This is a genomic window from Streptomyces daqingensis (genome assembly GCF_014645895.1).
In the GTDB taxonomy this organism is placed as follows: domain Bacteria; phylum Actinomycetota; class Actinomycetes; order Streptomycetales; family Streptomycetaceae; genus Streptomyces; species Streptomyces daqingensis.
This window is the reverse complement of the sequence record NZ_BMMP01000009.1, coordinates 107,190-131,178: the sequence shown is the minus strand read 5'-3', so window position 1 is coordinate 131,178 and position 23,989 is coordinate 107,190. Positions and strand designations below refer to the sequence as shown.

19 protein-coding genes are annotated in these 23,989 nt (G+C 72.0%); 16 read left to right on the top strand and 3 right to left on the bottom strand.

The window, feature by feature from the left end:
* Nucleotides 1–84 precede the first annotated feature (84 nt).
* The 5 genes from IEY56_RS15060 (at nucleotide 85) to IEY56_RS15040 (ending at nucleotide 3,712) form a co-directional block, all read left to right on the top strand.
* A complete protein-coding gene (locus tag IEY56_RS15060) occupies nucleotides 85–894 on the top strand; it encodes an SAM-dependent methyltransferase (protein WP_189037691.1) in 810 nt (269 codons plus the stop codon).
* Nucleotides 891–1,652 (top strand): GNAT family N-acetyltransferase, encoded by a 762-nt coding sequence (locus IEY56_RS15055; RefSeq protein WP_229711912.1) that lies wholly within the window; start codon nucleotides 891–893, stop codon nucleotides 1,650–1,652. The genes IEY56_RS15060 and IEY56_RS15055 overlap by 4 nt, the downstream gene beginning before the upstream one ends.
* The gene (locus IEY56_RS15050; protein ID WP_189037690.1) at nucleotides 1,649–2,251 is read left to right on the top strand and encodes a GNAT family N-acetyltransferase; all 603 of its coding nucleotides are present in this window, start codon (nucleotides 1,649–1,651) and stop codon (nucleotides 2,249–2,251) included. Before IEY56_RS15055 ends, IEY56_RS15050 begins: the two co-directional genes overlap by 4 nt.
* A complete protein-coding gene (locus IEY56_RS15045) occupies nucleotides 2,241–2,738 on the top strand; it encodes an HIT family protein (RefSeq protein ID WP_189037689.1) in 498 nt (165 codons plus the stop codon). The genes IEY56_RS15050 and IEY56_RS15045 overlap by 11 nt, the downstream gene beginning before the upstream one ends.
* Nucleotides 2,739–2,833: 95 nt before the next feature.
* Nucleotides 2,834–3,712 (top strand): phosphatidylinositol-specific phospholipase C, encoded by an 879-nt coding sequence (locus IEY56_RS15040; protein WP_189037835.1) that lies wholly within the window; start codon nucleotides 2,834–2,836, stop codon nucleotides 3,710–3,712.
* A 110-nt stretch (nucleotides 3,713–3,822) separates the two neighbouring features.
* On the opposite strand, the gene IEY56_RS15035 is transcribed toward IEY56_RS15040, so the two are convergent.
* Complete coding sequence (locus IEY56_RS15035; RefSeq protein ID WP_189037688.1) at nucleotides 3,823–4,125, bottom strand: hypothetical protein; 303 nt, start codon at nucleotides 4,123–4,125, stop codon at nucleotides 3,823–3,825.
* Nucleotides 4,126–4,443: 318 nt separating this feature from the next.
* Here IEY56_RS15035 and otnK point away from each other — a divergent pair, with 318 nt between their 5' ends.
* The 6 genes from otnK (at nucleotide 4,444) to IEY56_RS15005 (ending at nucleotide 11,927) form a co-directional block, all read left to right on the top strand.
* Nucleotides 4,444–5,712: a 3-oxo-tetronate kinase gene (gene otnK / locus IEY56_RS15030; RefSeq protein WP_308424145.1), complete on the top strand. Its 1,269-nt coding sequence runs from the start codon at nucleotides 4,444–4,446 to the stop codon at nucleotides 5,710–5,712.
* A 527-nt stretch (nucleotides 5,713–6,239) separates the two neighbouring features.
* On the top strand, nucleotides 6,240–7,559 hold the full coding sequence (locus IEY56_RS15025; protein WP_229711926.1) for an MFS transporter: 1,320 nt from the start codon (nucleotides 6,240–6,242) through the stop codon (nucleotides 7,557–7,559).
* Nucleotides 7,556–8,542 (top strand): shikimate dehydrogenase, encoded by a 987-nt coding sequence (locus IEY56_RS15020; protein WP_189037686.1) that lies wholly within the window; start codon nucleotides 7,556–7,558, stop codon nucleotides 8,540–8,542. The genes IEY56_RS15025 and IEY56_RS15020 overlap by 4 nt, the downstream gene beginning before the upstream one ends.
* A gap of 98 nt (nucleotides 8,543–8,640) precedes the next feature.
* Entirely contained in the window at nucleotides 8,641–10,461 is a 1,821-nt protein-coding gene (locus IEY56_RS15015; protein ID WP_189037685.1) for a bifunctional sugar phosphate isomerase/epimerase/4-hydroxyphenylpyruvate dioxygenase family protein, read from the top strand.
* A gap of 89 nt (nucleotides 10,462–10,550) precedes the next feature.
* On the top strand, nucleotides 10,551–11,252 hold the full coding sequence (locus IEY56_RS15010; RefSeq protein ID WP_189037684.1) for a TetR/AcrR family transcriptional regulator: 702 nt from the start codon (nucleotides 10,551–10,553) through the stop codon (nucleotides 11,250–11,252).
* Nucleotides 11,253–11,414: 162 nt separating this feature from the next.
* Nucleotides 11,415–11,927 carry a hypothetical protein gene (locus tag IEY56_RS15005; RefSeq protein WP_189037683.1) on the top strand — a complete coding sequence of 171 codons (513 nt, stop codon included), beginning with the start codon at nucleotides 11,415–11,417 and terminating at the stop codon, nucleotides 11,925–11,927.
* A gap of 18 nt (nucleotides 11,928–11,945) precedes the next feature.
* On the opposite strand, the gene IEY56_RS15000 is transcribed toward IEY56_RS15005, so the two are convergent.
* Together IEY56_RS15000 and IEY56_RS14995 are read right to left on the bottom strand one after the other, a co-directional pair.
* Nucleotides 11,946–12,452, bottom strand: coding sequence for a metallophosphoesterase family protein (locus IEY56_RS15000; RefSeq protein ID WP_189037682.1), 507 nt, complete (start codon nucleotides 12,450–12,452; stop codon nucleotides 11,946–11,948).
* Between the two features lie 656 nt (nucleotides 12,453–13,108).
* Nucleotides 13,109–14,143, bottom strand: a complete 1,035-nt coding sequence (locus IEY56_RS14995; RefSeq protein WP_189037681.1) for a GAF domain-containing protein — start codon at nucleotides 14,141–14,143, stop codon at nucleotides 13,109–13,111.
* 951 nt (nucleotides 14,144–15,094) lie between these two features.
* Between IEY56_RS14995 and IEY56_RS14990 the strand changes: the two genes are divergently transcribed.
* From IEY56_RS14990 to IEY56_RS14970, 5 genes are all read left to right on the top strand, one after another.
* Entirely contained in the window at nucleotides 15,095–17,092 is a 1,998-nt protein-coding gene (locus tag IEY56_RS14990) for a type I polyketide synthase (RefSeq protein ID WP_229711911.1), read from the top strand.
* Nucleotides 17,089–18,744: an amino acid adenylation domain-containing protein gene (locus tag IEY56_RS14985; RefSeq protein ID WP_189037680.1), complete on the top strand. Its 1,656-nt coding sequence runs from the start codon at nucleotides 17,089–17,091 to the stop codon at nucleotides 18,742–18,744. The genes IEY56_RS14990 and IEY56_RS14985 overlap by 4 nt, the downstream gene beginning before the upstream one ends.
* Before the next feature lie 207 nt (nucleotides 18,745–18,951).
* Complete coding sequence (locus IEY56_RS14980) at nucleotides 18,952–20,133, top strand: NAD(P)/FAD-dependent oxidoreductase (protein WP_189037679.1); 1,182 nt, start codon at nucleotides 18,952–18,954, stop codon at nucleotides 20,131–20,133.
* A gap of 662 nt (nucleotides 20,134–20,795) precedes the next feature.
* A complete protein-coding gene (locus IEY56_RS14975; RefSeq protein WP_189037678.1) occupies nucleotides 20,796–23,564 on the top strand; it encodes a sensor histidine kinase in 2,769 nt (922 codons plus the stop codon).
* Entirely contained in the window at nucleotides 23,564–23,989 is a 426-nt protein-coding gene (locus tag IEY56_RS14970) for a roadblock/LC7 domain-containing protein (RefSeq protein WP_045865250.1), read from the top strand. Before IEY56_RS14975 ends, IEY56_RS14970 begins: the two co-directional genes overlap by 1 nt.

Here is a 23,989-nt window from a genome sequence, read left to right as displayed (position 1 = left end):
GCGCGTACGGGCCGGACCGGACGAATTGCCCTGCCGCTGCCGAAACCGCCCACGCCCGGGCCGCCACCGTGTGAAGCTGACCCCATGGATACCCCCGAGGACCCGCGGCTGGCCGAGAAGCTCAAGACGGACAAGCCCCATTCGGCACGTGTGTGGAACTACCTGCTCGGCGGCCGGGACAACTACAGCGCCGACCGCATGGCCGGGGACATGATCCTCGACACGTTCCCCGGCATCGCCCGGATCGCCCGCCTCCAGCGGTACTTCCTCGCCCGTGCGGTCCGCTACCTGGCCGGTGAGGCGGGCATCCGCCAGTTCCTGGACGTGGGGACGGGGCTGCCCACCGTGGACAACACGCACGAGGTGGCGCAGCGGGTCGCGCCGGAGTGCAGGGTCGTCTACGTCGACAACGACCCGCTCGTGCTCGTACACGCCAACGCGCTGCTCACCAGCAGCAGTGAGGGCTCCTGCGACTACATCGACGCAGACGTCCGCGACCCGGAGTCGATCCTCGAAGGAGCGGCCCGCACGCTGGACTTCAGCCGGCCGATCGCCCTCACCCTGCTCGGCACGATGGGGCAGCTGCCCGACTCGGACGACCCGTGGGCGATCGTGGCCCGCCTCATGGACCGCCTGCCGCCCGGCAGCCACCTCGCGCTGAGCGACGGCACGGACACCAACAAGGCGCTCAACGAGGCCATCGCCGCCTACAACGACAACTCCGCCAGCGAGTACCACCTGCGCGGCCACGAGCGCATCGTCCGCTTCTTCGACGGGCTGGAGCTGCTGGAGCCCGGGGTGGTGCCCACGACCGACTGGCGGCCCGAGCTGGCCGAACCGGACGGCGGTCCGGACGGCGTGGACGCTCTCTGCGGGATCGCACGCAAGCCGTGACGCCACGCGGAAGCGGGTCCGGCACGCTGCCGGGGCGGGAACGGGGCGGAGAAGCCGCGGACCCGCCGTACGGGAGCGGTCCGCATCCGCTGCTGCGGCTCCTCCTCGACGCCGCCGACGGGCGCTTCCCGTCGGCGGACGGCGGCGTGACCCTGCTCGGCCCCCTCCCCGGCGGGCTGGAGTGCTCGGTGGCCTTCACCGGGCACGCCGTGATCGCGACCGCGCTCCCCGGCGACGAGGTGCGCCGCATGGCCCCCGACGGCTACGGCGCGAATCTCGCTCCGGAGCTGCTGCGCGCCATGGCAGGGCGGGAGGGCGAGATCGGCGTCGTCGACGTCACGCTGGCTGCCCGTGGCACCGGCGACTCCGGTGCCACGGCCGCGGCACCGCTGCCCGAACGTCCCGATCTGCACGGACACCCGCGGGTCCGGTACGCGCGCGAACTCCGCAGCCACGTACGGACGTTCGGCGACGAGCGCGGACTCGTCACGCTCTCCGGCGGCCTCGCCGGACGCCGCGAGGTGAGCATCGAACTGCACGAGCCGGGCGAGCGGCCCCGCGGCCTCGGACGCTCCCTGCTCCGGGACGCCCTTGCCCAAGCACCCGACGGGGAGCCGGTGTTCGCCGCGGTCTCCCCCGGAAACGCCAGGTCGCTGCGCGCGTTCCTCGCCGCGGGCTTCACGCCGCTGGGCAGCGAAGTGATCGTCCGCCCCGGACGGCGCTCCGGGGACGCCGGGCCCGGACGGCGCTCCTGTTGACGGCGCCGGAGCCGGTCCCGGTCCTCCCCACCGAGCGGCTGGTGCTGCGGCCGCTGCGCGCCGCGCACGCGACGGAGATGGCCGAGGTGCTCTCCGACCCTGAGCTGTACTCCTTCATCGGTGGCGCGCCTCCGTCCGTCCGGACGCTCCGCTCCCGCTACGAGCGCTGGGAGGCGGGCTCCCCCGATCCGGCCGAACTCTGGTGCAACTGGGTGCTGGAGGCGCGCGACGACAGCCGCCTGACGGGCACGGTCCAGGCGACCGTCACCCGCCATGACGACGGGACCCGCACCGCCGAGATCGCCTGGGTGGTCGGAACTCCCTGGCAGGGCTGGGGAATCGCCACCGAGGCAGCCCGTGCCCTGGTCGCTTGGCTGCGGGGGCAGCGCGTGACGCGGATCGTCGCCCACGTCCACCCGCGCCACCCCGCGTCGGAGGCGGTCGCGGCGGCGGCGGGGCTCAGCCCCACGGACGACAGGCAGGACGGCGAGGTCCGCTGGGAGACGCGCGTCCTCACCGCGGACCTGGACGGCCTCCGCGACGCCGTGCGCCGAGACGCCGGGGCGGATCAGGAAACGGGAGGCGAGGATGGTCCTTGACCGCCGGCCGACGGATCTCGGCGCCTACGAGGCCAGGACCCGCTCCGGTCCCTGCTTCGTCTGCGCCTTCGTCGCGGGCGACCCCGAATACGCCCACGAGACGGTGTACGAGGACGGCGAGCACGTCGCGTTCCTCGACCGCTACCCCACACTGCCCGGCAAGGTCCTCGTCGCCCCGAAGCGCCATGTGGAGCACGCCGTACGCGATCTGGACGAGTCGCGGTACCTGCGCCTGATGGCGGTCGTGCGCAGGGTAGCCCTCGCCGTGGAGGACGTCCTCGCCCCCGAGCGGACCTATCTGCTGTCGCTCGGCAGCCAGCAGGGCAACGCCCATCTCCACTGGCACGTCGCGGGGTTGCCGCCCGGAGTGCCGTACGAACAGCAGCAGTACCACGCCCTGATGGCGGAGCACGGCGTACTGGCGGCGACGCCGCGTGAGACGGAGGAACTCGCCGCGCGGCTGCGCGAGGCGGTCGCCGCCATGTGAGCCGGGCGGTGTGCGTCCCCGCCGCAGGCTCCCGCTCCGCGCGCCGGAGGCACTCTGTGCCGCCGTGGCGATCCGTGCTTGTCTTGAGCATGACGATGAGACGCCGGCACTTCCTCCAGTCGCTGACCGCGCTGTCGGCCACCGCCGTACTCACCACCGCTGCCTCGGGCACGGCCAGCGCCACCACCCCCGCCGCGGCCCCCGATTCGTGGATGTCGCAGCTCCCCGACAGCGTGCTCCTGCGCGAACTCACCATCCCGGGGACGCACAACTCCGGTGCCCGCCACGGCGGTCCGTGGACGGAGTGCCAGAACACCGGCATCGACGAGCAGCTCGCCGCCGGGATCCGCTTCCTGGACGTGCGCTGCCGCCTCTTCGAAGGCTCCTTCACGATCCATCACGGCCCCTACTACCAGCACCTCAACTTCGACGACGTACTGGGCTCCTGCCGCGACTTCCTGACCGCTCACCCCTCGGAGACCGTCCTGATGCGGGTGAAGCAGGAGTACTCGGAGGAGAGCGCGGAGAGCTTCCGCGCCGTCTTCGACGACTACCTGGACGGGCGCGGCTGGCGCTCCCTGTTCCAACTGGACGCCTCACTGCCCCCGTTGGGCGGAGCACGGGGACGCGTCGTACTTCTCGGCGACTCGGACGGCCTGCCCGGAGTGCGGTACGGCGACGGCTCCGTCTTCGACATCCAGGACGATTACATGGCCGAGCCGGAGGCCAAGTACCCGCTCGTCGAAGCTCACTTCCGCAAGGCGGCCGCAGAGCCGGGCAAGCTGTACGTCAACTACGTGAGCACCGCCGCGCTCCTCCCGCCCCGCTCCAACGCCGACCGCCTCAACCCCCGCGTCCGCGATCTGCTGACGTCGCCCGACGGCGCCTCATGGACCGGGCTCGGCATCGTGCCGCTGGACTACCCCAACGAACACGACGTCGTGGGGACATTGCTGGAACGCCAGCCCGTCTGAACCCCCGTCGGCGCGGCCGCGCCCACCGCCTCTGCCGACGCGCGGCAAGGCGGGGCGCGGCCGCTCGAAACCGTCGCGGAGTCCCGATCGTCGCGGAACTTCGCCCGGTGTCAGGCGCGCGCCGGTTCCTCCCGGGCGACCTCCAGGTTGATGAACCGCGGCTCGCCGTCGCACAGGGAACGCATCCGCTCCGCTACGTGCTGCGTCTCCGGCAGTTCGTTGTTCCTCATCGCCGCCTCGTAGGAGGGGAACTCGACGATGTCGACGTAGTGTCCGGGCTTCTCGCGGTCCCGCGTGTGCAGCTCCTGCAGGACGGTCCGCTTGCCCTCGCTGGCGGCCAGCCACTCGTCGAAGGTGTCCTCCAACTCGTCTGCACGGGACGTCTCGTACTCGATGATCTGGACGAATGTCATCGGACCGGACCTCCTGTCCCAGTCGTGCCTCTGACGTGTCCTCCCGCGCTGATCCGCACGTCACCACGTCCCAGGCCGTCGGCTCCGGGCCGGCCGCTCCGGGGCGCCCGCGGCCCGGTGCTCCCGGGCCTGCGGGCATGTTCCGCGCATGCGGACCCCGCACGTCCATGGTGCTCCTCGGCGGCCCGTGGGCCAAAACAGCCCGAACGGGGAGAGCGGCTCCGACCTGCTCCTTCTCCTCGCCGCACGGCCGTGGCAGCCTGACCCGGGGCGTCGTCCGCGGGCCCCGTGCACGGCCACCGGCAGGGAGAGCTGAACGTGAGACTGGGCTGCATCGCCGACGACTTCACAGGCGCCACGGACCTCGCCAACAACCTCGTCCGGTCGGGGCTGCGCACCGTGCAGACCGTGGGCGTCCCCGGCGGGCCGCCGCCGGCCGACGCGGACGCGGTGGTGGTCGCCCTCAAGTCCCGTACGGTCCCGGCCCGCGAGGCCGTCGAACAGTCGCTGTCGGCGGCGACGTGGCTCCGGCGGAACGGAGCGGAACAGCTCTACTTCAAGTACTGCTCCACCTTCGACAGCACGGACGAGGGCAACATCGGTCCCGTCACGGAAGCGCTGATGGACCTGGCCGGCTGCGACTTCACCGTCGCCGCCCCCGCGTTCCCCGACAACCAGCGGACCGTCTACCAGGGCCACTTGTTCGTCGGGGACAGGCTGCTGCACGAGTCCGGCATGCGGCACCACCCGCTGACGCCGATGACGGACTCCGACCTCGTGCGCGTACTCCAGGCGCAGTGCCGGCGCACCGTGGGGCTGATCGGGCACAGCTCCGTCGCCGCCGGTCCCGCGGCGATCGGGGAGCGGATCGGCCGGCTGCGCTCGGAGGGCGTGGGGCTGGCGGTGCTGGACACCGTGTGCAACGAGGACCTCGTGCACGCCGGAGCGGCCCTGCGCGGCCTGCCCCTGGTGACCGGGGGCTCGGGGCTGGGGATCACGCTCGCCCGCAACTGGGGCGTCGAACCGGACACGGCCGCCGCCCGGCTGCCTGCCCCCAGGGGCGCGGCGGCCGTCGTCGCCGGAAGCTGCTCCGAGGCGACGAACAGGCAGGTCGAGCACTTCACGGCCGCGGGCCTCCCGGCCCTGGGCCTGGACCCGGTGGAGATCGCCTCTGGGGCGGACGTGCCGGGGGCCGCCCTGGAGTGGGCGGGACGGCACCTCGGCGAGGGGCCGGTGCTGATCTACTCGACCGCCCGTCCGGAGGCCGTACGGGAGACGCGGCGCCGGCTTCCACCGGCGGCGGAGGCCGGGGAGATGATCGAGGACGTGCTCTCCCGGATCGCCCGCGGGCTGGTCGGGCACGGCGTGGGACGGCTCGTCGTGGCGGGCGGCGAGACGAGCGGTGCCTGCGTGCGGGCTCTGGGCGTCAGCCGGCTGCGCACGGGCGCGCAGATCGACCCCGGCGTGCCGTGGTGCCACGCGGTCGCCGAGGACGCGGGCGGCGTGCCCGTCCACATCGCGCTGAAGTCGGGGAACTTCGGCACGGACGACTTCTTCACCAAGGCGTTCGACGTGCTCGGCCGGTGAACCCTTCACGGCCTCGCGGGTGAGCCCTTCGCGGTACCGCCGGTGACGCCCGCCGGTGACGCCCGCCCGCGCACTCGTCCGCCCGCTCGCGCCCGTCCAGCCCCCTTACGCCTGCCGCGCGGCCCGTCCCGCCTGCGGCCTCGGGGCGTCCCTCCGTCGGTTTCGGGCCGGGGTGCGGGAGCTCTTGACAGGGGAGGAAGCCCGGCGCACCATCCTCGGAACGTTAATTAACTATCTAGTGCGTTAACTGCTCCGCCGAGCCGGGAGCCAGCCGCCCGGCCGTACGCTCCACAAGAGCACCCGCGAGGGCAGCGCCGCCGTTCCCGCACGTCACATCCGGCGTCCGGCCCGCACACCGCGTCCCCGCTCCCTCCCGCGTCCCCCGGTGGAACGCGGGACCGTCCCGGAGGAGTCAGTCCGTGTCCTCACATCCGGCCGACCCCGCGTCCGCACCACCACCAGGCGACGGCCCCGGCGGCCCGGACTCCCCGTCCGCCGCGCCCCAGGGCAAGCCCCGCAAGGCCGCGATAGCCGCCTGGATCGGCAGCGCCCTTGAGTACTACGACTTCTTCATCTACGGCAGCGCCGCCGCCCTGGTCTTCCCGAAGGTCTTCTTCTCCCCGGACGACCCCGCCACCGCGACGCTGATCTCCCTGGCGACCTTCGGCGTCGCCTACGCGGCACGCCCCGTCGGCGCGCTGTTCCTCGGGCACTTCGGCGACCGCCTCGGCAGGCGGAAGATCATGGTGCTCACGCTGATCCTTATGGGCCTCTCCACGTTCCTCATCGGCGCCCTGCCCACGTACGAGCAGATCGGCACGGCGGCACCGGTCCTGCTGGTGCTGATGCGGGTCCTCCAGGGCCTCTCCGCGGCCGGCGAGCAGGCCAGCGCCAACTCCATGACGCTGGAACACGCTCCGGAGCACCGGCGCGGCTACTACGCCAGCTTCACGCTGAACGGCACGCAGGCCGGCCAGATCCTGGCGACGCTCGTCTTCATCCCGGTCGCCGCCCTGCCGGACGACCAGCTCTACACCTGGGGCTGGCGCATCCCGTTCCTGCTGAGCGCGGCCGTCGCCGTCGCCGGGTACGTCATCCGCCGCAAACTGGAGGAGACCCCGGTCTTCCAGCAGGTGGCGGCCGACAACGAGGTCGCGAAGCTCCCGCTCGTCGAGCTGGTCCGGAACCACTGGGCCGACGTGCTGCGCGTCGTGGCCGGCGCGCTCATCGCGACCGTGAGCACCATCTTCACCGTGTGGGCGCTGTCGTTCGCGACCAGCGACGCCGGCGGCCTGGAGGACTCCTCCATGCTGTGGGTCGGAGTCCTCGCCAACGCGGTGGCGCTGGTGGCGATCCCGCTGTGGGCGAAGCTCTCGGACCGCGTCGGCCGCAAGCCGGTCTTCCTGACCGGGGCGCTCGGCTCCGGCGTGATGATCTTCGTCTACCTGTGGGCGATCTCGACGGGGAGCCTCCCGCTGGTGCTGCTGACCGGCATCGTCTTCTTCGGCGTCGTCTACAGCGCCGCGAACGGCATCTGGCCCTCCCTGTACGGCGAGATGTTCACCGCGCAGGTGCGCCTGTCCGGCATGGCCGTGGGCACCCAGCTCGGCTTCGCCATCGCGGGGTTCGCCGTCGGCTTCGCCGAGCAGGTCGCGGGCCCGGGCGGGGACGGCTGGATCGGTGTCGCCGCGTTCACCGCGGCCTTCTGCGGCATCAGCGCGCTGGCCGTCGCGACGGGCCGCGAGACACACCGCGTGCCCACCGCCGCGCTGGGTCTCAAGCAGCAGCCCGCGCCTGAGCACGACGCCGGCAGGCCCGCCGGGCGGCCGTCCGGAGCCGCCAGGTGACCTCGAACGCCCCCGGCTCCTACCTGACCGGCCTCGTCGGCTCGGGCATCGGCCCCTCGCTGAGCCCGCCCCTCCACGAGCGCGAGGCCGACCGGCACGGCCTGCGGCTGCTGTACCGCACCATCGATCTCGAGGCGCTGCCGTGGCCTCCGGGGCTGCGGGTTCCCGGCGGCGGCACGGGCGGCATCCCGGACGGCGGTACGGGTGACGGCGGGGCCGACGTCCCGGGCGGCGGGGCCGGACCCGGCCTCGCCGCCGGCCGGCTGCTGCACGCCGCGCGGACGGTCGGCTTCGACGGACTCAACATCACCCACCCCTGCAAGCAGTCGGTCGTGCCGCATCTGGACGAACTGTCGTCCGAGGCAGCCGAATTGGGGGCCGTCAACACCGTCGTCCTCCGCGCGGGCACCGCCGTCGGGCACAACACCGACGTCACCGGGTTCAGGAAGTCCTTCACCCGGGGCCTGCCCGGCGCCCCCCTCCGCCGTGTCGTCCAGCTCGGAGCGGGCGGCGCGGGTGCCGCCGTCTCCCACGCCCTGCTGGGCCTCGGCACGGACAGGCTCGTCGTCGTCGACACGGACACGGACCGCGCCGGGCGCCTCGCCGCCTCGCTCGCCGGCCGCTTCGGCGAGGACCGCGTGACGGCCGCGGGCCGGTCCGTCCTGGAAGGCGAACTCGCGGGCGCCGACGGCCTGGTGAACGCCACTCCCGTCGGCATGGCCGCCCATCCGGGGACGCCGGTGCCCGAGGGGTTCCTCCACCCGGGGCTGTGGGTCGCCGAGGTCGTCTACCGGCCGCTGGAGACCGAACTCCTGCGCCGGGCCCGGCGCATCGGGTGCCGCACCCTCGACGGCGGCGCCATGGCCGCATTCCAGGCGGCGGACGCCTTCCGGCTGTTCACCGGGCTGGAGCCGCACACCGGCCGGATGCTCCAGGACCTCGCCGACCTCGTCGGCGCCCCCGCCGGAGCGGCGCGGGGATAGCGGGGCTCGCGGCCGCCGCCGGGCGGGAGCCCCCGTCCGGCAGGCGTCCGCGAGAAGTCCGGACGTACGAGAACACCGGCGCATCCGAGGAGAACGCCATGCGCAAGTCCATCGCCACGGTCTCGCTGAGCGGATCGCTCTCCGAGAAGCTGACCGCTGCTGCCGCAGCGGGTTTCGAGGGGGTGGAGATCTTCGAGAACGACCTGATCGCTTCGCCCCTCACCCCCGAGGAGGTACGGGCGCGCGCCGCCGACCTCGGCCTCGCCGTCGACCTGTACCAGCCGTTCCGCGACTTCGAGGCCGTACCGGACGCGCTCCTGGAGCGGAACCTGCGCCGCGCCGAGAGCAAGTTCGAGGTGATGGCGCGGCTGGGCGCGGACACGATGCTCGTGTGCTCCAGCGTCTCGCCGGACGCGATCGACGACGACGGACTCGCCGCGGAGCAGCTGAACCTGCTCGCCGGACGGGCCGAGCGGCACGGCGTCCGCATCGCCTACGAAGCGCTCGCGTGGGGGCGGCACATCAGCACGTACGACCACGCGTGGCGCGTGGTCGAGGCGGCGGACCACCCGGCGCTGGGAACCTGCCTGGACAGCTTCCACATCCTGTCCCGCGCGTCCGACCCGCGCGGCATCGAGGACATCCCCGGCGAGAAGATCTTCTTCCTGCAGCTCGCCGACGCCCCGCTCATGGCCATGGACGTCCTCCAGTGGAGCCGCCACTACCGGTGCTTCCCCGGTCAGGGCGGTCTGGACGTCGCCGGGCTGCTGGCGCACGCGGTGCGGGCCGGATACCGGGGGCCGCTCTCCCTCGAGGTCTTCAACGACGTCTTCCGGCAGGCCGACGCGGGGCGTACGGCGCTCGACGCGATGCGTTCGCTGCTCGCCCTGGAGGAGTCCGCGGGGCTGGCGGCCCTGCCGGAACCCGTCGTGCCGTCCGGCTTCGCCTTCGCCGAACTGACCGCGGCGGACTCCGAACCGCTCATCTCCCTGCTCGGCTCCCTCGGCTTCGCCCGCACCGGACGGCACCGTGGAAAGCCGGTGGAGCTGTGGGAGCAGGGCGAGGCCAGGGTCCTCATCAACACCGCGGGCTCGGACCGGCGTTCGGGCCCGTCGCTGGCCGCCGTGGGACTGGAGTCCGCCGACCCGGCCGCGTCCGTACGCCGCGCCGAGACCCTGCTCGCCCCCGTGGTACCGCGCCGCCGCGGTGAGGGCGAGGCACCGCTGGACGCGGTCGCGGGACCCGACGGGACGGAGCTGTTCTTCTGCCGCACCGGCAGTCCGGGACATCCGAGCTGGACGGACGACTTCGCCCCAGCGGGTGCGGCGGGGACGCCCGGAGCACCGGACGACGGCGGCGGCACCGGGCTCGGCACCATCGACCACGTGGCGCTCCCGCAGCCATGGCACCACTTCGACGAGGCCGCCCTGTTCTACCGCAGCGTCCTGGGCCTCAAGCCCGACGAGAGCCAGGACCTGGCCGATCCGTACGGCCTCTTCCGCAGCCTCGCCGTCGCCGGTTCCGGCGGCACGCCGCTGCGCATCGCGCTGAACGTCGCACCCAGCCCGGAGGGCGAGGCGACCCGCAGCCAGCACATCGCCCTCGCCACGGACGACATCGTCGACACCGCGCGGCGGCTGCGCGACCGGGGGACGCCCGTCCTTCCCATCCCGGCGAACTACTACGACGACCTCGGCGCCCGGTACGAGCTGCCCGCCGAACAGCTCGCCCGGCTGCGGGAGTTCGGCATCCTCTACGACCGGGACGGCGACGGCGAGTTCTTCCACTTCTACACGGTCACCGTGGGCAGGGTCTTCTTCGAAGTGGTCCAGCGCACCGGCGGTTACGACGGTTACGGCGCACGCAACGCCACGGTCAGGCTCGCCGCCCAGCACGCAGCCCAACTCGGCGCCGTATGACGTTCGCACCCGCGAGTCCGTAGCCTGTCGGGACCGGCGCTCGCCGGACCCGCGGAGCACACCGCCGAACAGAACCGCCGAGGAGCAGCATGCCCGCCGCCGTCTCCGGCCCGTCGCCCTCCCAGCCGCGGCCTTCCACGTCGTCCCGCCCGGCGAGGCGCACCAGGGACGCCGCACGTACGCGCGCGGAGATCCTGGAGGTCGCGACCCGGGAGTTCGCGAGGCTGGGCTACGCGGGGGCGAGGGTCGACGAGATCGCCGCGCGCATCCAGACCACGAAGCGGATGATCTACTACTACTTCGGCAGCAAGGAGGGCCTGTTCACGGCCGTGCTGGAGGAGGCCTACGCGGTCATCCGCCGCAAGGAGCAGCAGCTGGACGTCGAGCACTCGGACCCCGTGGCCGCGATCCGGCGCCTGGCCGAGCTGACCTTCGACCACCACGAGGCCCACCCGGACTTCATCCGCCTCGTCGGCATCGAGAACACCCACCAGGCGGAGCACCTCGCCGCTTCCGAGAGGCTCGGCTCCCTCAACTCGCCCGCGATCACGGTCATCGAGCGGATCCTGGAGGCCGGCAGGGCGGAAGGCGTCTTCACGGCCGACGTGGACGCCCTGGACCTCCACGCGATGATCAGCTCGTTCTGCTTCTTCCGCGTCGCCAACCGCCACACGTTCCGCGCGATCTTCGGGCGCGACCTCACGGCCCCGGACCGGCACGAGCACTACCGGACGATGCTGGGCGACATGGTCATCGCCTATCTCACCTCGGGGAAGCGGCCTTCGGACTGAGTCCGGCCCTCCGCCGCGCCCCCGGCTCAGGGACGTCGGCACGCCGCGGCCGGACGGCCTCCGCGAAGCGCACACGAAGTTTTCACTCTGATGACAAAGACGGCCCCGCCCCCGGCGTCCGTCCTAAAGTCGGAGACCGCTTTCGCCTTCACAGGAGCGCTGATGAGAGACCAGTTGCCAGCGGCCCGGGCCGCTCGCGTCCGGCAGCGCGAGGAGGGGGCTCCGCCGCACGAGGGGGCCCCGTCCCGGCCGGAGACGCCCAGGCGGCACCGCAGGTTCGTCCTTCCCGTACTCGCCGCCGCCTCGGTCGTGGCACTGCTCGGCGGTTGCAGCGATTCGGGCGACGGCACGGCGTCCGTGAGCGCGAAGGGCACTCCGCCCAGCGTGGAGAAGCTCGGCGGCGCCCTGGAGTGCAAGGTGAAGGTCACCAAGAAGGTCGAGGACTACCGGCTGGGCAGCTGCAAGAAGGACAAGACCCTCTTCACGATGGTCACCTTCAAGGACAACAGGGCCAAGCGCGGCTGGCTCGACTACTCCAAGCCCTACGGCGGCACCTACCTGGTCGGCTCCCGCTGGCTCGTACTCGCCGACTCCGACAAGAAGCTCATCCCCGTGCAGGCCAAGTTCGGCGGGACGATCGAGCAGGGCGCGTCCCACGGCCACGGCCGCAGCTGACGCGGCCGGCCGGACCGCTCAACGCCGACGAGGCAGCCGATGCAACCGCACTCCGCTCAGCGCACCGCCCTCCGCCCGTGCAGTCATGTAGGTGCAGTACGGCTGGCGGCGGCGGTCGGTGGGCGAGCCGGGGTTGAGCAGCCGCAGCCGCCCGTCGTCCGTCGTGGTGTCCCACGGGATGTGGCTGTGGCCGAAGACCAGCACGTCACGCCCGGAGAAACGTTCCGCGCAGCGGCGCTCGCGGCCCTGCGCGGGACCGGTCTCGTGCACGACGGAGAAGCGGACTCCCCCCAGTTCCACGTCGGCCCTCTCGCTCAGGCGCTCCCGCAGTCCGGGGCCGTCGTTGTTGCCGTAGACGGCGACGAGCAGCCGGGCGCGCGCCTCGAACAGGTCGAGGGTGGCGGTGTCGACCCAGTCCCCGGCGTGGAAGACGGCGTCGGCGCGCTCGATCTCGTCCAGCAGCCGTCCGGGAATCTGCTTGGCCCGCTTCGGCAGGTGGGTGTCCGAGGTCAGCAGAAGTCGCACACGGCGACCATAACGGACACCGGCGGGAGCCCGGCAAGGGCTTACGGTCCGGCCGCCGGCACCCCCGTCCTCCCGGCGATAAGGGAGAGGCGAGGGCAAACGACTCGTTAACGGGCCTGTGGGTCATTCCTTGGATATGGCCCGAAATGCAGACGAGATTTTGCCCGGGATCTGGCTGATTGTGTTCGAGCACACATTCTAATAAGGGTTTCAGCGGACCGTCCCCAAAGGATCGACGGGGAAGGAATCCGGCACTCCGGTACGTCGTCGCCCTTTCGGTGCGAGACGGCGCGAGCCCTCTGCGCGATGGGGTGTGCGCACAGGCACGTACGGCCGGTGCCCCGTGGCGGCGGAAGAGCCCGCAGCGGCCCGCGAAGAGGCGCGGGCATCAAGGGAATATGCAGGTCACGCATGCCGACAACGCAAACGGGCCACCGCACTCTCGGCGGCGGCCGACGGTTTTCCGCGGCGCTCCGCCAGTCGGCCGGAAATCAACCGCCCGGGAAGGCGCGGGATGTACCTCCGCACCCGACTGCCGGCTCGGCCCCGAACACCACATCAGGGGAGCGCGGCGGAGCGTCCGCGGAAAACCGCGTGGAAACCAGGTTCCCGCCCGCCTGGGCGTCCGGGAACCGTACCGGTCACGGCCCTCGGGCCTATCGGAGGCTGGCTCCGTTCTCACCGTCGCCGGCCGCGGGCCAGCCCTGGCCGATGCGCTCGAACTGGGAGGTCAGGTCCGCCGCGAGCTTCTGCTCGCTGCCGCTCGGGGCCTGCCCGGTGATGTTCATCGCCACGGTCAGGACGCCGCTGACGGGCGCCGTCGGAGACAGCCGGACGGGGGTGCAGGTGAAGGTGAAGACCTGCGGCTCCTCGTAGTCGTAGGACGCGATGCGCGCCTCGCCGAGCGACGCCGTCTGGCCCGAACTCAGCGCACGGTCCATGGTCTTGAAGACGCCGACGGAGTCGAGCCCCGGAAGGACCTGCCGGCCCTTGCTGAGCTGCTGGACCCGGCCGAAGGCCGCGCCCTGCTTGGCGTTGGCGTAGCGCAGCACGTGGTCGGGGCCCTCGGTGAGCATGATGGGGAAGGGCGCCCCGTCGAAGATGGCGAACATCTCCTGCTGCTGTGCGAGGAGGCTGTCGCGCAGCTGGAACTCGGAGAGCAGGGTCGAGGCCAGGCTCTGCATGCTCTCCATGTGGTCGGAACTCCACTGGCGGGGCCGCATGTCCGCCACGCACACGGTGCCGAGGATCACGCCGGTGTGGTCCAGGAGCGGGGTGCCGAGGTAGGACCGCACGCCCATCTCGTTCACCAGCGGGTTGCCCTTGAAGCGGGGGTAGTCGAAGACGTCGTCCAGGGCGAGCTGCGACTTGTCGGCGACCACGTGGGGGCAGAAGCCGTAGTCGATGGGGGCTTCGCGGGCGACCTCGGGGAGGTTGCTCAGGTCGAAGGCGATGCCTTCGGTGCCGCCGCTGTCGTCGCCGCTGGGCGGCGTGTACATGCCGCGGAACATCTGGCGCTCGTCGTTGATGAAGTTGACCATAGCCAGGGGGGCTTGGGCGAAACGGCCGGCGAGCCGGGCCACGCGGTCGAACTTCGCTTCGGGGTCCGAGGTGTTGAGGCCGAGTATTTGCAGCCGCCGCCGGCGCTGCTCGCCCTCTTCCGGGGTGGGGTTGGGTGTCCGGGGTTCCATGAGTGCACATGAAACCAGACCCGGGACCGTACGTACTGTCCCCGAGGCAACTACGGGTACTTCTGGTCACAACTCTCTTACAGCGACGACCCGTTGACGGACCGTACAGCAGTGACGGAGGCTGCTGGCACGGCCGGTGAGGGGCCAGCCTGGCATTCTGTCCAGTTTTCTCCTTCCGAACCGGCCGACGATCACTTCCCGCCATTCCCCCGAGCGCTATCGAGCATGAACGGTCTCGCATATGACAATGGGTGCCGCGTGTTTGACGTGTGATCGGAGACACGCGGTTGCCCTTGCGGCGGATGTGACCGGAGAATGCCGGCTCCCGACGCATGGGCGGGGTGTGACCCCCTCCCGCCGACCAGCGGTGCGAGGGGCCGGACTTGAGCCAAGGCGTGAGGAGGGAGCGAAGCGTGGCGAGCCGCGTACGTCACTCCACGGGGAGCATCGTGCCGCAGGCTTCCGCAGCAGGGCCCTGTCAGTGAAGCGGTTATGAGCTATCTCCTAAGAACTCCACGAATTCCTACGAGGCTTGCGGCAGCGGTGCGCCTCCCACGCATCAGCCGGATCGGCCCACCCCCACGAACCACCCGCCGCACCGGCACCATCGGCGAGTACGGACACGCCGGCAGAACCGGCAGAACCGGCGCCGAGAGGGCGGTCCCCCCATGGCCGTGCCGTGCACGACGCCGCCGTACACGTGCGCCCGAGCGCAGGGAGCGTACGGCGGAGAACCCGGCAAGACACCTGGCCGGGTGTCGCTGACCCGCACGAAGTCAGAGTCATTCGCAGAGTGACGAGTTCCTGCCTGCCCGTTCCCGGGACGCCCTCCCCGGCGCGGCGGTTCCGAAGGCGCGTCAGCCGCCTTCCGGACCCCGCCCCGCCGGGAGCAGCGGCGCAGGTGAGCGCGCCGGCGCAGGAACATCAGGGAAGCATTGAAGGGGTGTACGGGTGAAGAGGTCGAAGGCGGACATCGAGGCACGGTCGGTGGCTGTGATCGGCATGGCGTGCCGGTTCCCCGGCGCGTCCGGAGCCGACGAGCTGTGGGACATACTGAGCGACGGCCGGGACGTCACGAGTGAGACGCCCGCCGACCGCTACGACGTGGACGCCCTGTACTCCCCCGAGGGGAAACCCGGGACGGTGCGCAGCCGCCGTGCGGGATACCTGGAGGACATGGCCGACTTCGACGCCGAGTTCTTCGAGATGTCACACACCGAGGCCGTCGAACTCGACCCCCAGCACCGGCTGTTGCTGATGACGACCTGGGAGGCGCTGGAGGACGCCGGGCAGCGGCCCGACGCGCTCGCCGGCAGCAGGACGGGCGTGTACGTGGGCAACACCCGCGCCGACTTCCTCGAGACGCGCTTCCGGGAGGGCCTGGAGTCCGTCACGCCCTCCGCGTTCCACAACTTCCGTTCGCTGCTTCCGGCCCGGCTCTCCTGGGTCTACGACTTCCGGGGCCCGAGCGTCACGATCGACACCGCGTGCTCGTCCTCGCTCGCCGCGGTGCACGCGGCCGTGCAGAGCCTGCGCGCCAAGGAGACTCCGCTGGCGATCGCCGCCGGGGTCAACCTCGCGCTCCGTCCCGACGAGACCGTGATGATGACGCAGGCCGGGACCCTCGCGACCGACGGCCGCAGCAAGTTCGGGGACGCGGACGCCGACGGCTACGCACCGAGCGACGGCGTCGGCGTCGTCATCCTCAAGCCGCTCACGGAGGCCCGCGCCGACGGCGACCGCATCCGCGCCGTCATCCGCGGCAGCGCCGTCAGCAACGACGGCCGTACCAGCGAATCGCTGCTGACTCCCTCTCTGGCGGGCCAGATCGAGGTGCTCAGATGGGCCTACGAGGACGCCGGGGTCTCCCCGTCGGACGTCGACTTCGTCGAGGCGCACGGCACCGGGTCGCCGGCCCTCGACCCGCTCGAGCTCTGCGCGCTCGGCCAGGTCCTCGGAGAGGGAAGGCCGCTGGACCGCCGCTGCTACGTCGGTTCGGTGAAGACCAACGTCGGGCACGCGGAGGCGGCGGGCGGCATGGCCGGCCTGATCAAGACGGTCATGTGCCTCGAACACGGCCAGCTGCCGCCGACCCTCCACCACGACTCCCCCAACCCCCTCGTCCCCTGGGAGAACCTGCCGCTGGAGGTCCCCACCAAGCTGCAGGACCTGCCCGACCACGGCAGGCCCGTCCTCGCGGGGATCACCGGGCAGGGCGGCTCCTGCCTCAACGCGCACCTGGTGGTCGCCCAGGGCGAGACCACCGCGGGCGGCAACACCCCTCTGCTGCGGCGGCCGCGGCTGACGAGCAGGGCGTACATGCTCCCGCTCTCGGCCCGGACCCCCGCCGCGCTGGACACACTCGCCCGCGACTACATCCGGTACCTGGGACCCGACGGGCAGGGATCCACCCACCCGCTGCGCGACATCTGCTACAGCGCCGCGACCCGCCGCCAGCACCACGCGCACCGGATCGCGGTGACGGGCACCGCGCACGACGAGATCGTCACCGCCCTCGAACGGTTCCTGAACGGTGAGGCGCAGGTCGAGGACAAGCGCACCAGGAAGCTGTCCTCCTTCGTCGAGCAGTACCTCGCCGGCCGTCCCGTCGACTCCGACCAGCTCTTCGGCTCCGGCTGCCGGTTCGTGCCGCTGCCGACGTACCCGTGGCAGACGCAGCGCTACTGGCCCGGCGAGCAGGGCCCCGCGGAGGACAGCGCGGACCTGGCGGCGGCGGTGCTCCGCGAGCACGCGCGCAACCCGCAGACCGAGTTCAGCGACAGCTCGCTCCTGTCGGAGATCGGCATCGACTCCCTGGCGCGGCTGCAGATCACCGTCAAACTGGCGGGCGACCACAACTACGACGTAGACGCGGAGGAGCTGGCCGAGCTGCGCACCGTGGGCGAGCTGCGGCACTGGCTCAACGGGCTGGAGGCGCAAGCCGTATGAGCAGCGGCGACCACCGGACCGCGGGCAGCGGTCCGCAGACCCTGTACGAGTGGTTCGCGGAGTCCGCGGTCCGGTTCGGCGGTGAACCGGCCCTGGAAGTCGGCCCGTCCGTTCTGACGTACGCACAACTGCGGGCGTCCGCCGAGACGTTGGCGCGGCGGCTCGTCGACGCCCGCGGCGGCGAACCTCCCCGCCGCGTCGGCCTGCTGGCCGGCCGCTCGCTGACCGCCTACGCCGGCTACCTCGCCGTGCTGCGGACCGGCGCCACCGTCGTGCCCCTCAACCCGGACTTCCCGGCCACCCGCAACGCCGCGATGGCCGCGGCGGCCGCACTCGACCTCGTCGTCACCGACACGCACCAGCCGGCGGGCACGGCGGACGAGCTGGGCGTGCCCCTGCTCACCGTCGACCCGGACCAGCTCGCGGGGGCGGCGGATGCGGGGACGCCGGAGGCACCCGCGGCCGCGCCCGGGACCGGCAGTGGAGACGCTCTCCCCCCGTGCCCCTCCACCCCGGACGACGTCGCCTACATCATCTTCACGTCGGGATCCACGGGCACCCCGAAGGGCGTCCCGGTCCTGCACCGCAACGTCGCCGCGTACCTCTCCCACGTGGTCCCCCGCTACGGGGCGGGCCCCGGCAGCAGGCTCTCCCAGGCGTTCGACCTGACCTTCGACGGCTCCGTGTACGACCTGTTCGTCGCCTGGAGTTCGGGCGGCACGCTCGTCGTCCCGATGCGCAGCCAGCTGATGTCCCCGGTGAAGTTCATCAACACGCGGCGCATCACGCACTGGTTCTCGGTGCCCTCGCTGGTCTCCTTCGCCTCCAAGCTGGGGACGCTGGCGCCGGGCAGCATGCCCACCCTGCGCTGGAGCGTCTTCGGCGGCGAACCGCTGCCCATGGCGCTGGCGCTGGAGTGGCAGGCAGCGGCTCCGGACAGCGAGCTGGAGATCCTCTACGGTCCGACCGAGGTCACGGTCTCCTGCACGGAGTACCTCCTGCCCCGCGATCCGCGGCGGCGGCCCGAACCGTCCAACGGCACCGTCCCGATCGGGACCTGCTATCCCGAGCTGGAGCACGTCGTACTGGACGAGGACGGAAGACCGGCCGCCGAGGGCGAGTTGTGCGTGCGCGGCCCGCAGCGCTTCCCCGGTTACCTCGACCCCGCCAACAACGCGGGACGCTTCATCTCCACCGGTCCCGACGGCGCTGTCCGTCCCTTCACGGGCGAGACGGCCCTGACGGAGGAGCACTGGTACCGCACGGGCGACCGGGTCGGCCTGCAGGACGGGCAGCTCGTCCACCTGGGACGCGTCGACCACCAGGTGAAGATCCGCGGCTACCGGATCGAGCTCGGGGAGATCGAGGCCATGCTCAGGGAGCAGCCCGGTGTCCGCGACGCCGTGGTCCTGGCCGTGGAGGGCCGCGACGGGCAGAACGACCTGGAGGGCGCCGTCACCGGAGAGGCCGTCGACCCGGACGGCATGTACAAGGCTCTGGGCGAGCGGCTTCCGGCGTACATGGTTCCGCGGAGGATCACCGTCGTCGACGAGCTTCCGCTCAACGCGCACGGCAAGACCGACCGCAGAGCCCTCGCGGCGGCGCTCGCCGGCTCCCCCGCGGCAGGCGCCACGACCGCCGGCGCCCGCTGAGCCACGCCCCGCGGAGCCCGGCCCCGACCCCGGAGGCTTCGGCCGGAAACAGACTTGCGGCCGACGGGGCCCGGCCAAGCCTGAGCGGGCATGGGGCCATGCTGCCCGGAACCTCGTATATTCCTTCTCTTTCGCGCCGTCCCGCTCGTCCCCGTCCGCCCCCGCTGCCTCGCCCCGTTCCTGCGCGCCGACCTCTGTGAGGACAACATGTTCGATGCGATCGTCGTAGGAGCCCGCTGTGCCGGTTCCCCAACGGCCATGCTGCTGGCCCGCGCGGGCTACCGGGTGCTGATGCTCGACCGGGCGGAGTTCCCGTCCGACACCCTCTCCACGCACCTCGTCCACCAGCCCGGAGTGGCGGCGCTCGCCCGCTGGGGCCTGCTGGACCGGGTGCGCGCGTCGGGCTGCCCGCCGCTGGACCAGGCGGTCTACGAGGTCGCCGACATCCGCCTCGAAGGCTGCAGCCGCGGAGTCGAGGGCCAGCGCTGCGGCTACGCACCGCGCCGCCACGTCCTCGACGCGATCCTCGTGGACGGCGCCGTGGAGTCCGGCGTCGAGTTCCGGCCGCACTGCTCCGTCAGCGGACTGCTGCGCGACGAGTCCGGCCGGGTCACCGGCGTGGAAGGCACGTACGGCGGCCGCCGGTTCACCGAGCACGCGCGCCTCGTCATCGGCGCGGACGGCATGCGCTCCCGGGTCGCGGAGCACTGCGGAGCGGAGTACACCTCGCGGAAGCCGCGGCTGACGTGCGCGTACTACGCGTACTGGGCCGGCGTGCCCGCCGATCTGGAGCTGTACGAGCGGCCCCGCAGCTGGGTGGCGGCCGTGCCGACCAACGACGACGCGACGCTCGTCCTCACCTACTTCCCCCAGGACCGCTTCGACGAGGTCCGTGCCGACGCGCAGGGCGCCTACCTCGCCCAAGTACGCGACGGCGCCCCCGCGTTGTACGAGCGCCTCCGGGGCAGGGAACGCGTCGAGCGGCTCCGCGGAACCGGCGACCAGCAGAACTTCTTCCGGCAGGCGGCCGGGCCGGGCTGGGCGCTCGTCGGCGATGCCGCGCACCACAAGGACTCCATCACCGCACGCGGCATCAGCGACGCGTTCTTCCAGGCCGAGTGCCTCACCCGGCACATCGGGGACCGGCTCGGCGAACCCGCCCTGCTGGACGCCGCGTTGCGCTCCTACGAGCAGGAGCGGGACGCGCAGCTGACCGAGGGCTTCGAGGCGACGCTGTCCGCGGCCCGTCTGGAGACGCACGAGAAGCGCCTCGCGCTGCTGCGCGCGGTGCAGGCGGACCCTGAACTCACCACGACGTACTTCGACATCGTCGCCGGTATCAAATCCGTCACGGACCTCTACACGCCGCGCCTGCTGGCGTTGCTGTGACACCGGCGCGGGGCGGCCGGGCCCGCCGGTCCTGACCGCGCCGGCGGACGGGCCGGCGTCCGGATACCGGTCAGCGCGCAGCGTCCGCCGGTGATTCTGCCGGGTAAGGGAGCAATTCCCGATTTCCGGGCGGCCTCCCGGCCGGACGCTACGAGGTGCGTTCCGGGGAAGTCGCGGACACGAAGTCGCGTCCCGCTTACGTATTTCCGGGACAAACAACCGGAATCGCCGCCTCCCGCCTTTCCCCGGAAACTGATAGAACAGGGGTCCGTGAGAGGGAAGTCCGCCTGGACCGGCAGCCGCAACCGCACGGGAAATCACCGCCGTTCACCGGCGCGCGCCCGCATAGTGCAAGGTCGCGGAGCAAGTGGCCTGCTCACGGCTACAGTTCGCGTTCAGGCTTCGATGCGACCCTGGTACCGTGCACCGGGTCGGTCGGCCGCTGGTGACGCACCCTCAGCTCGTGGGACGGCGCCCGCGGTACACCGCACGGACATTGTGCTCAGCTTCTCCGCACCTCCCATGCACCTCCACCATCGCCACCATCGTTCCGCTGCCGCACAAGGAATCAGATGCCAGGCATACGCGACCGGCACTCAGTGCCCAGGGCCCTCCACCGCAGATCTCTGCGTTACTCGGTGGCCCTGCCCATCGTCATTCCCATGCTCGCTCTCACGGGATTGTGGGGATACGCGGCGAACGGCCTCGTCCAGGAGGCGCTGACATTAAGAGGTGACGCGGAGACCGCCTCTACCGCGGGCAAGCCGGCGATCAGCCTCGCAGCTCGGCTGCAGGAGGAACGCCGGCTCACCGCCGCGTGGCAGGCCGCTTCCACGAAATCCGCGCGGACCGCGCTCGACAACGCGCGCAGCGGCACCGACTCGGCCGTCGCCGACTTCCGTGAGGCGCGCGTGGGCCTCGGTTCCGCCGACCCCGCGGTCCGGAACCAGGCGGACGACCTGAACGACGCGCTGGGCAAGCTCTCGAAGCAGCGCAGCGCCGTCAACGGCCGCAAGGTCTCCGCGCCCGGAGCCCTGAGCTACTACTCCGACACCGTCACCGAGGCCACCGGCCTGCTGGCGGCGACCGCCCGGACCGACGACGGCGGCCTGTCGCGTTCCGCGGCCGCCACGGCGTCCCTGACGGACTTCACCGAGGTGCTCTCCCGCGAGGAGGCGCAGCTCGCCGGCCCGCGTCCGAAGGTCGCGCCGAACCCGCTCGCGGAGAACCCCTCGGAGACCGCCGAACGCGCGGAGTTCGGCCGGTACCTCGCGGTGCAGCGGCAGACCCGCGCCGCGCTGCAGCCCGGGAACCTGGCCGGCGACGCGGCCGGGGCGTACGAGCGGCTGACCGGCACCCAGCAGTGGAAGACGCTGGTGGAGGCCGAGGAGGCCGCTTCGTCGCGTCCCTCGTCGCTGACGCAGAAGACCGACGAGTGGCAGGAGTCGGCCGGCGTCGTCGGCAAGGAGCTGCGGCGCATCGGCTCCGACTCGCTCAACGGCGTCGTCTCCGACGGCTCCGGCCGGGCGGACGGGCTCCTGCTGGGCGCGGCGGTCGGCACCGTCCTCGTCCTCGGCGTCCTCGCCGGCGGTGCCGTGGTGGCGGTGCGCTTCGCACGCTCCCTGACGGGCCGTCTCTCCCGCCTGCAGCACGCGACCGGCGAATGGGCGGGCAGCACGTTCCCCCAGCTGATCGCGCAGCTCGACGAGGACGAGAAGTCCGACCCCGCGCCGCAGTCCATGCCGGGCGAGTACGGCAGCGACGAGATCGCCTGGCTCGCCCAGGAGATCCAGCGGCAGTGGCAGACGGTCGTCGAGACGGCGGTCCAGCAGGCGCGCGGGCGTGAGGGCGCGGAGACCGTCTTCCTGGGCCTCGCACGCCGCACGCAGGTCCTCATCAACCGGATGATCCCCAAGCTCGACAAGCTGGAGCGGGAGCACGAGGACTCCAAGCTGCTGAAGGACATCTTCGCCGTCGACCACCTGGCGACGCGTGTACGGCGCCACACCGAGAACCTGCTGATCCTCGGCGGCGCCCTCCCCGGGCGGCGGTGGAGCAAGGCCGTCCCCATCTACGACGTGCTGCGCAGCGCCATATCCGAGACCGAGGACTACAGCAGGGTCGAGGCCCTGCCCGCCCCGCCGGTCTCCCTGGTCGGCCAGGCCGTCGCCGACGTCGGCCACCTCCTCGCCGAACTCATCGAGAACGGCACGTCGTTCTCCCCGCCGGACACCCGTGTGTGCGTCAGCGCAGAGAAGGTGGCCAGGGGCCTCGCGCTCGAAGTCGTCGACCGCGGCCTGGGCATGCCCACCGAGCAGTACGACGAGCTTAACCGCATGCTCGCCGACCCGCCGAAGCCCGACATGATGGCGCTGGGCGAGGCTCCGCGTCTCGGCCTGTTCGTCGTTGCCCGGCTGGCGAACCGCCACGGCCTCGAAGTCACGCTGCAGAAGTCGGCCTACGGCGGCACACTCGCCGTCGTGCTCCTCCCCTCCGATCTGCTGGAGGAGACGCAGTCCCTGCTGTCGACTCTCGTGACGGACGCCCGTCAGGAGGCGGACGAGCAGGAAGAGCTGCCGTCGGCACCCGCCGCTCCGGCCATCGCCTCCGCGGCGTCGACGCCGGAACTCACCGCGCCCGACACCTCGTACGCGGACCCGGAGCCGTTCCCCGTCGGCGCGACCGCCTGGACGAGCGAGCCCAGCGCCATGCCGGGACGTCCGGCGGAGAGCAACGGCGCACGCCCGGCGGCCGAGAAGCAGCCCGGCACGGAGGACGCCAGCCCGCAGCCGCACCTCGACCAGTACGGCGGCTACCCCGCCTACGCGGGCGCCGGCCTGCTGCCGTCGACCCCGGGGGCCGACTCCCCCGAAACCCTGGGCACCTCCCCGCTGAGCCCCGGAACGCTCAGCGTGCCGGGCCCGGGAATGCTCGACACCTTCGGCCGGGGCATCAGTCTCGGCTCGATGACGATGAGTTCGCCGGGCTCCGGCAGGAGCCCGCACGGCGCGGGGCTCCTCTCGGGGCCCGCCGACACGGAACCCTCTGTGGAGGACGCCCCTATGGCCGCGTCGCGCCCACACCCCCCACACAGCCTCACCGGCGAGGCGGAGCCGCCCGGACCCGCCGAGGACCGGGCGCCCCAGGAAACGCGCGACCAGCCCCTGGCGTCCCCCGCAAGGCTGCCCGTCAGAGTGCGGGGTGAGAACCTCGCCGAGCCTCTGCGCCAGTCGTCGCACGGCTTCTCCGTGCCGGAGAACCCCGACGCCGGCATGTCCACACCGGACAGAGCGGGCGCGACGATGGCCGCCATCCAGTCGGGAAGCAAACGCGCCCGCTCCTCCAAGCCTGCAGAGCCCGACGATGATCAGCAGGCGGAAACGCCCGGTCATGGGACGGGCGCCGATGATTCTGTGTGGAAGGACCTGTGATGACTGACCGGAACCAAACCGACGGCCGCCTGAATTGGCTGCTTGACAAGCTGGTGACCGGGGTCCCCGAGACTCACCACGCCATCGTGCTGTCTCAGGACGGACTGCTGCTCGCGCGTTCCAAGGACCTCAGCCGGGACGACGCCGAGCACCTGTCGGCGGTGGCCTCCGGGCTGCAGAGCCTCTCGCGCGGTGCCGCCCACCGTTTCGAGGGCGGCCAGGTCCGGCAGACGGTCATCGAGATGGAGAACGCGTTCCTCTTCGTCACCAACGCGGGCCAGGGAGCACGGCTCGCCATGCTCGCCTCGTCGGGAGTCGACGCCGGGATGGCGGCGTACGAGATGACCAGGATCGTCCAGCAGGTCGGCGCCTACCTCAGCGCCGCACCTCGCACGGGAGTCCCGGCCGCCGGGCAGCCGCGGTAA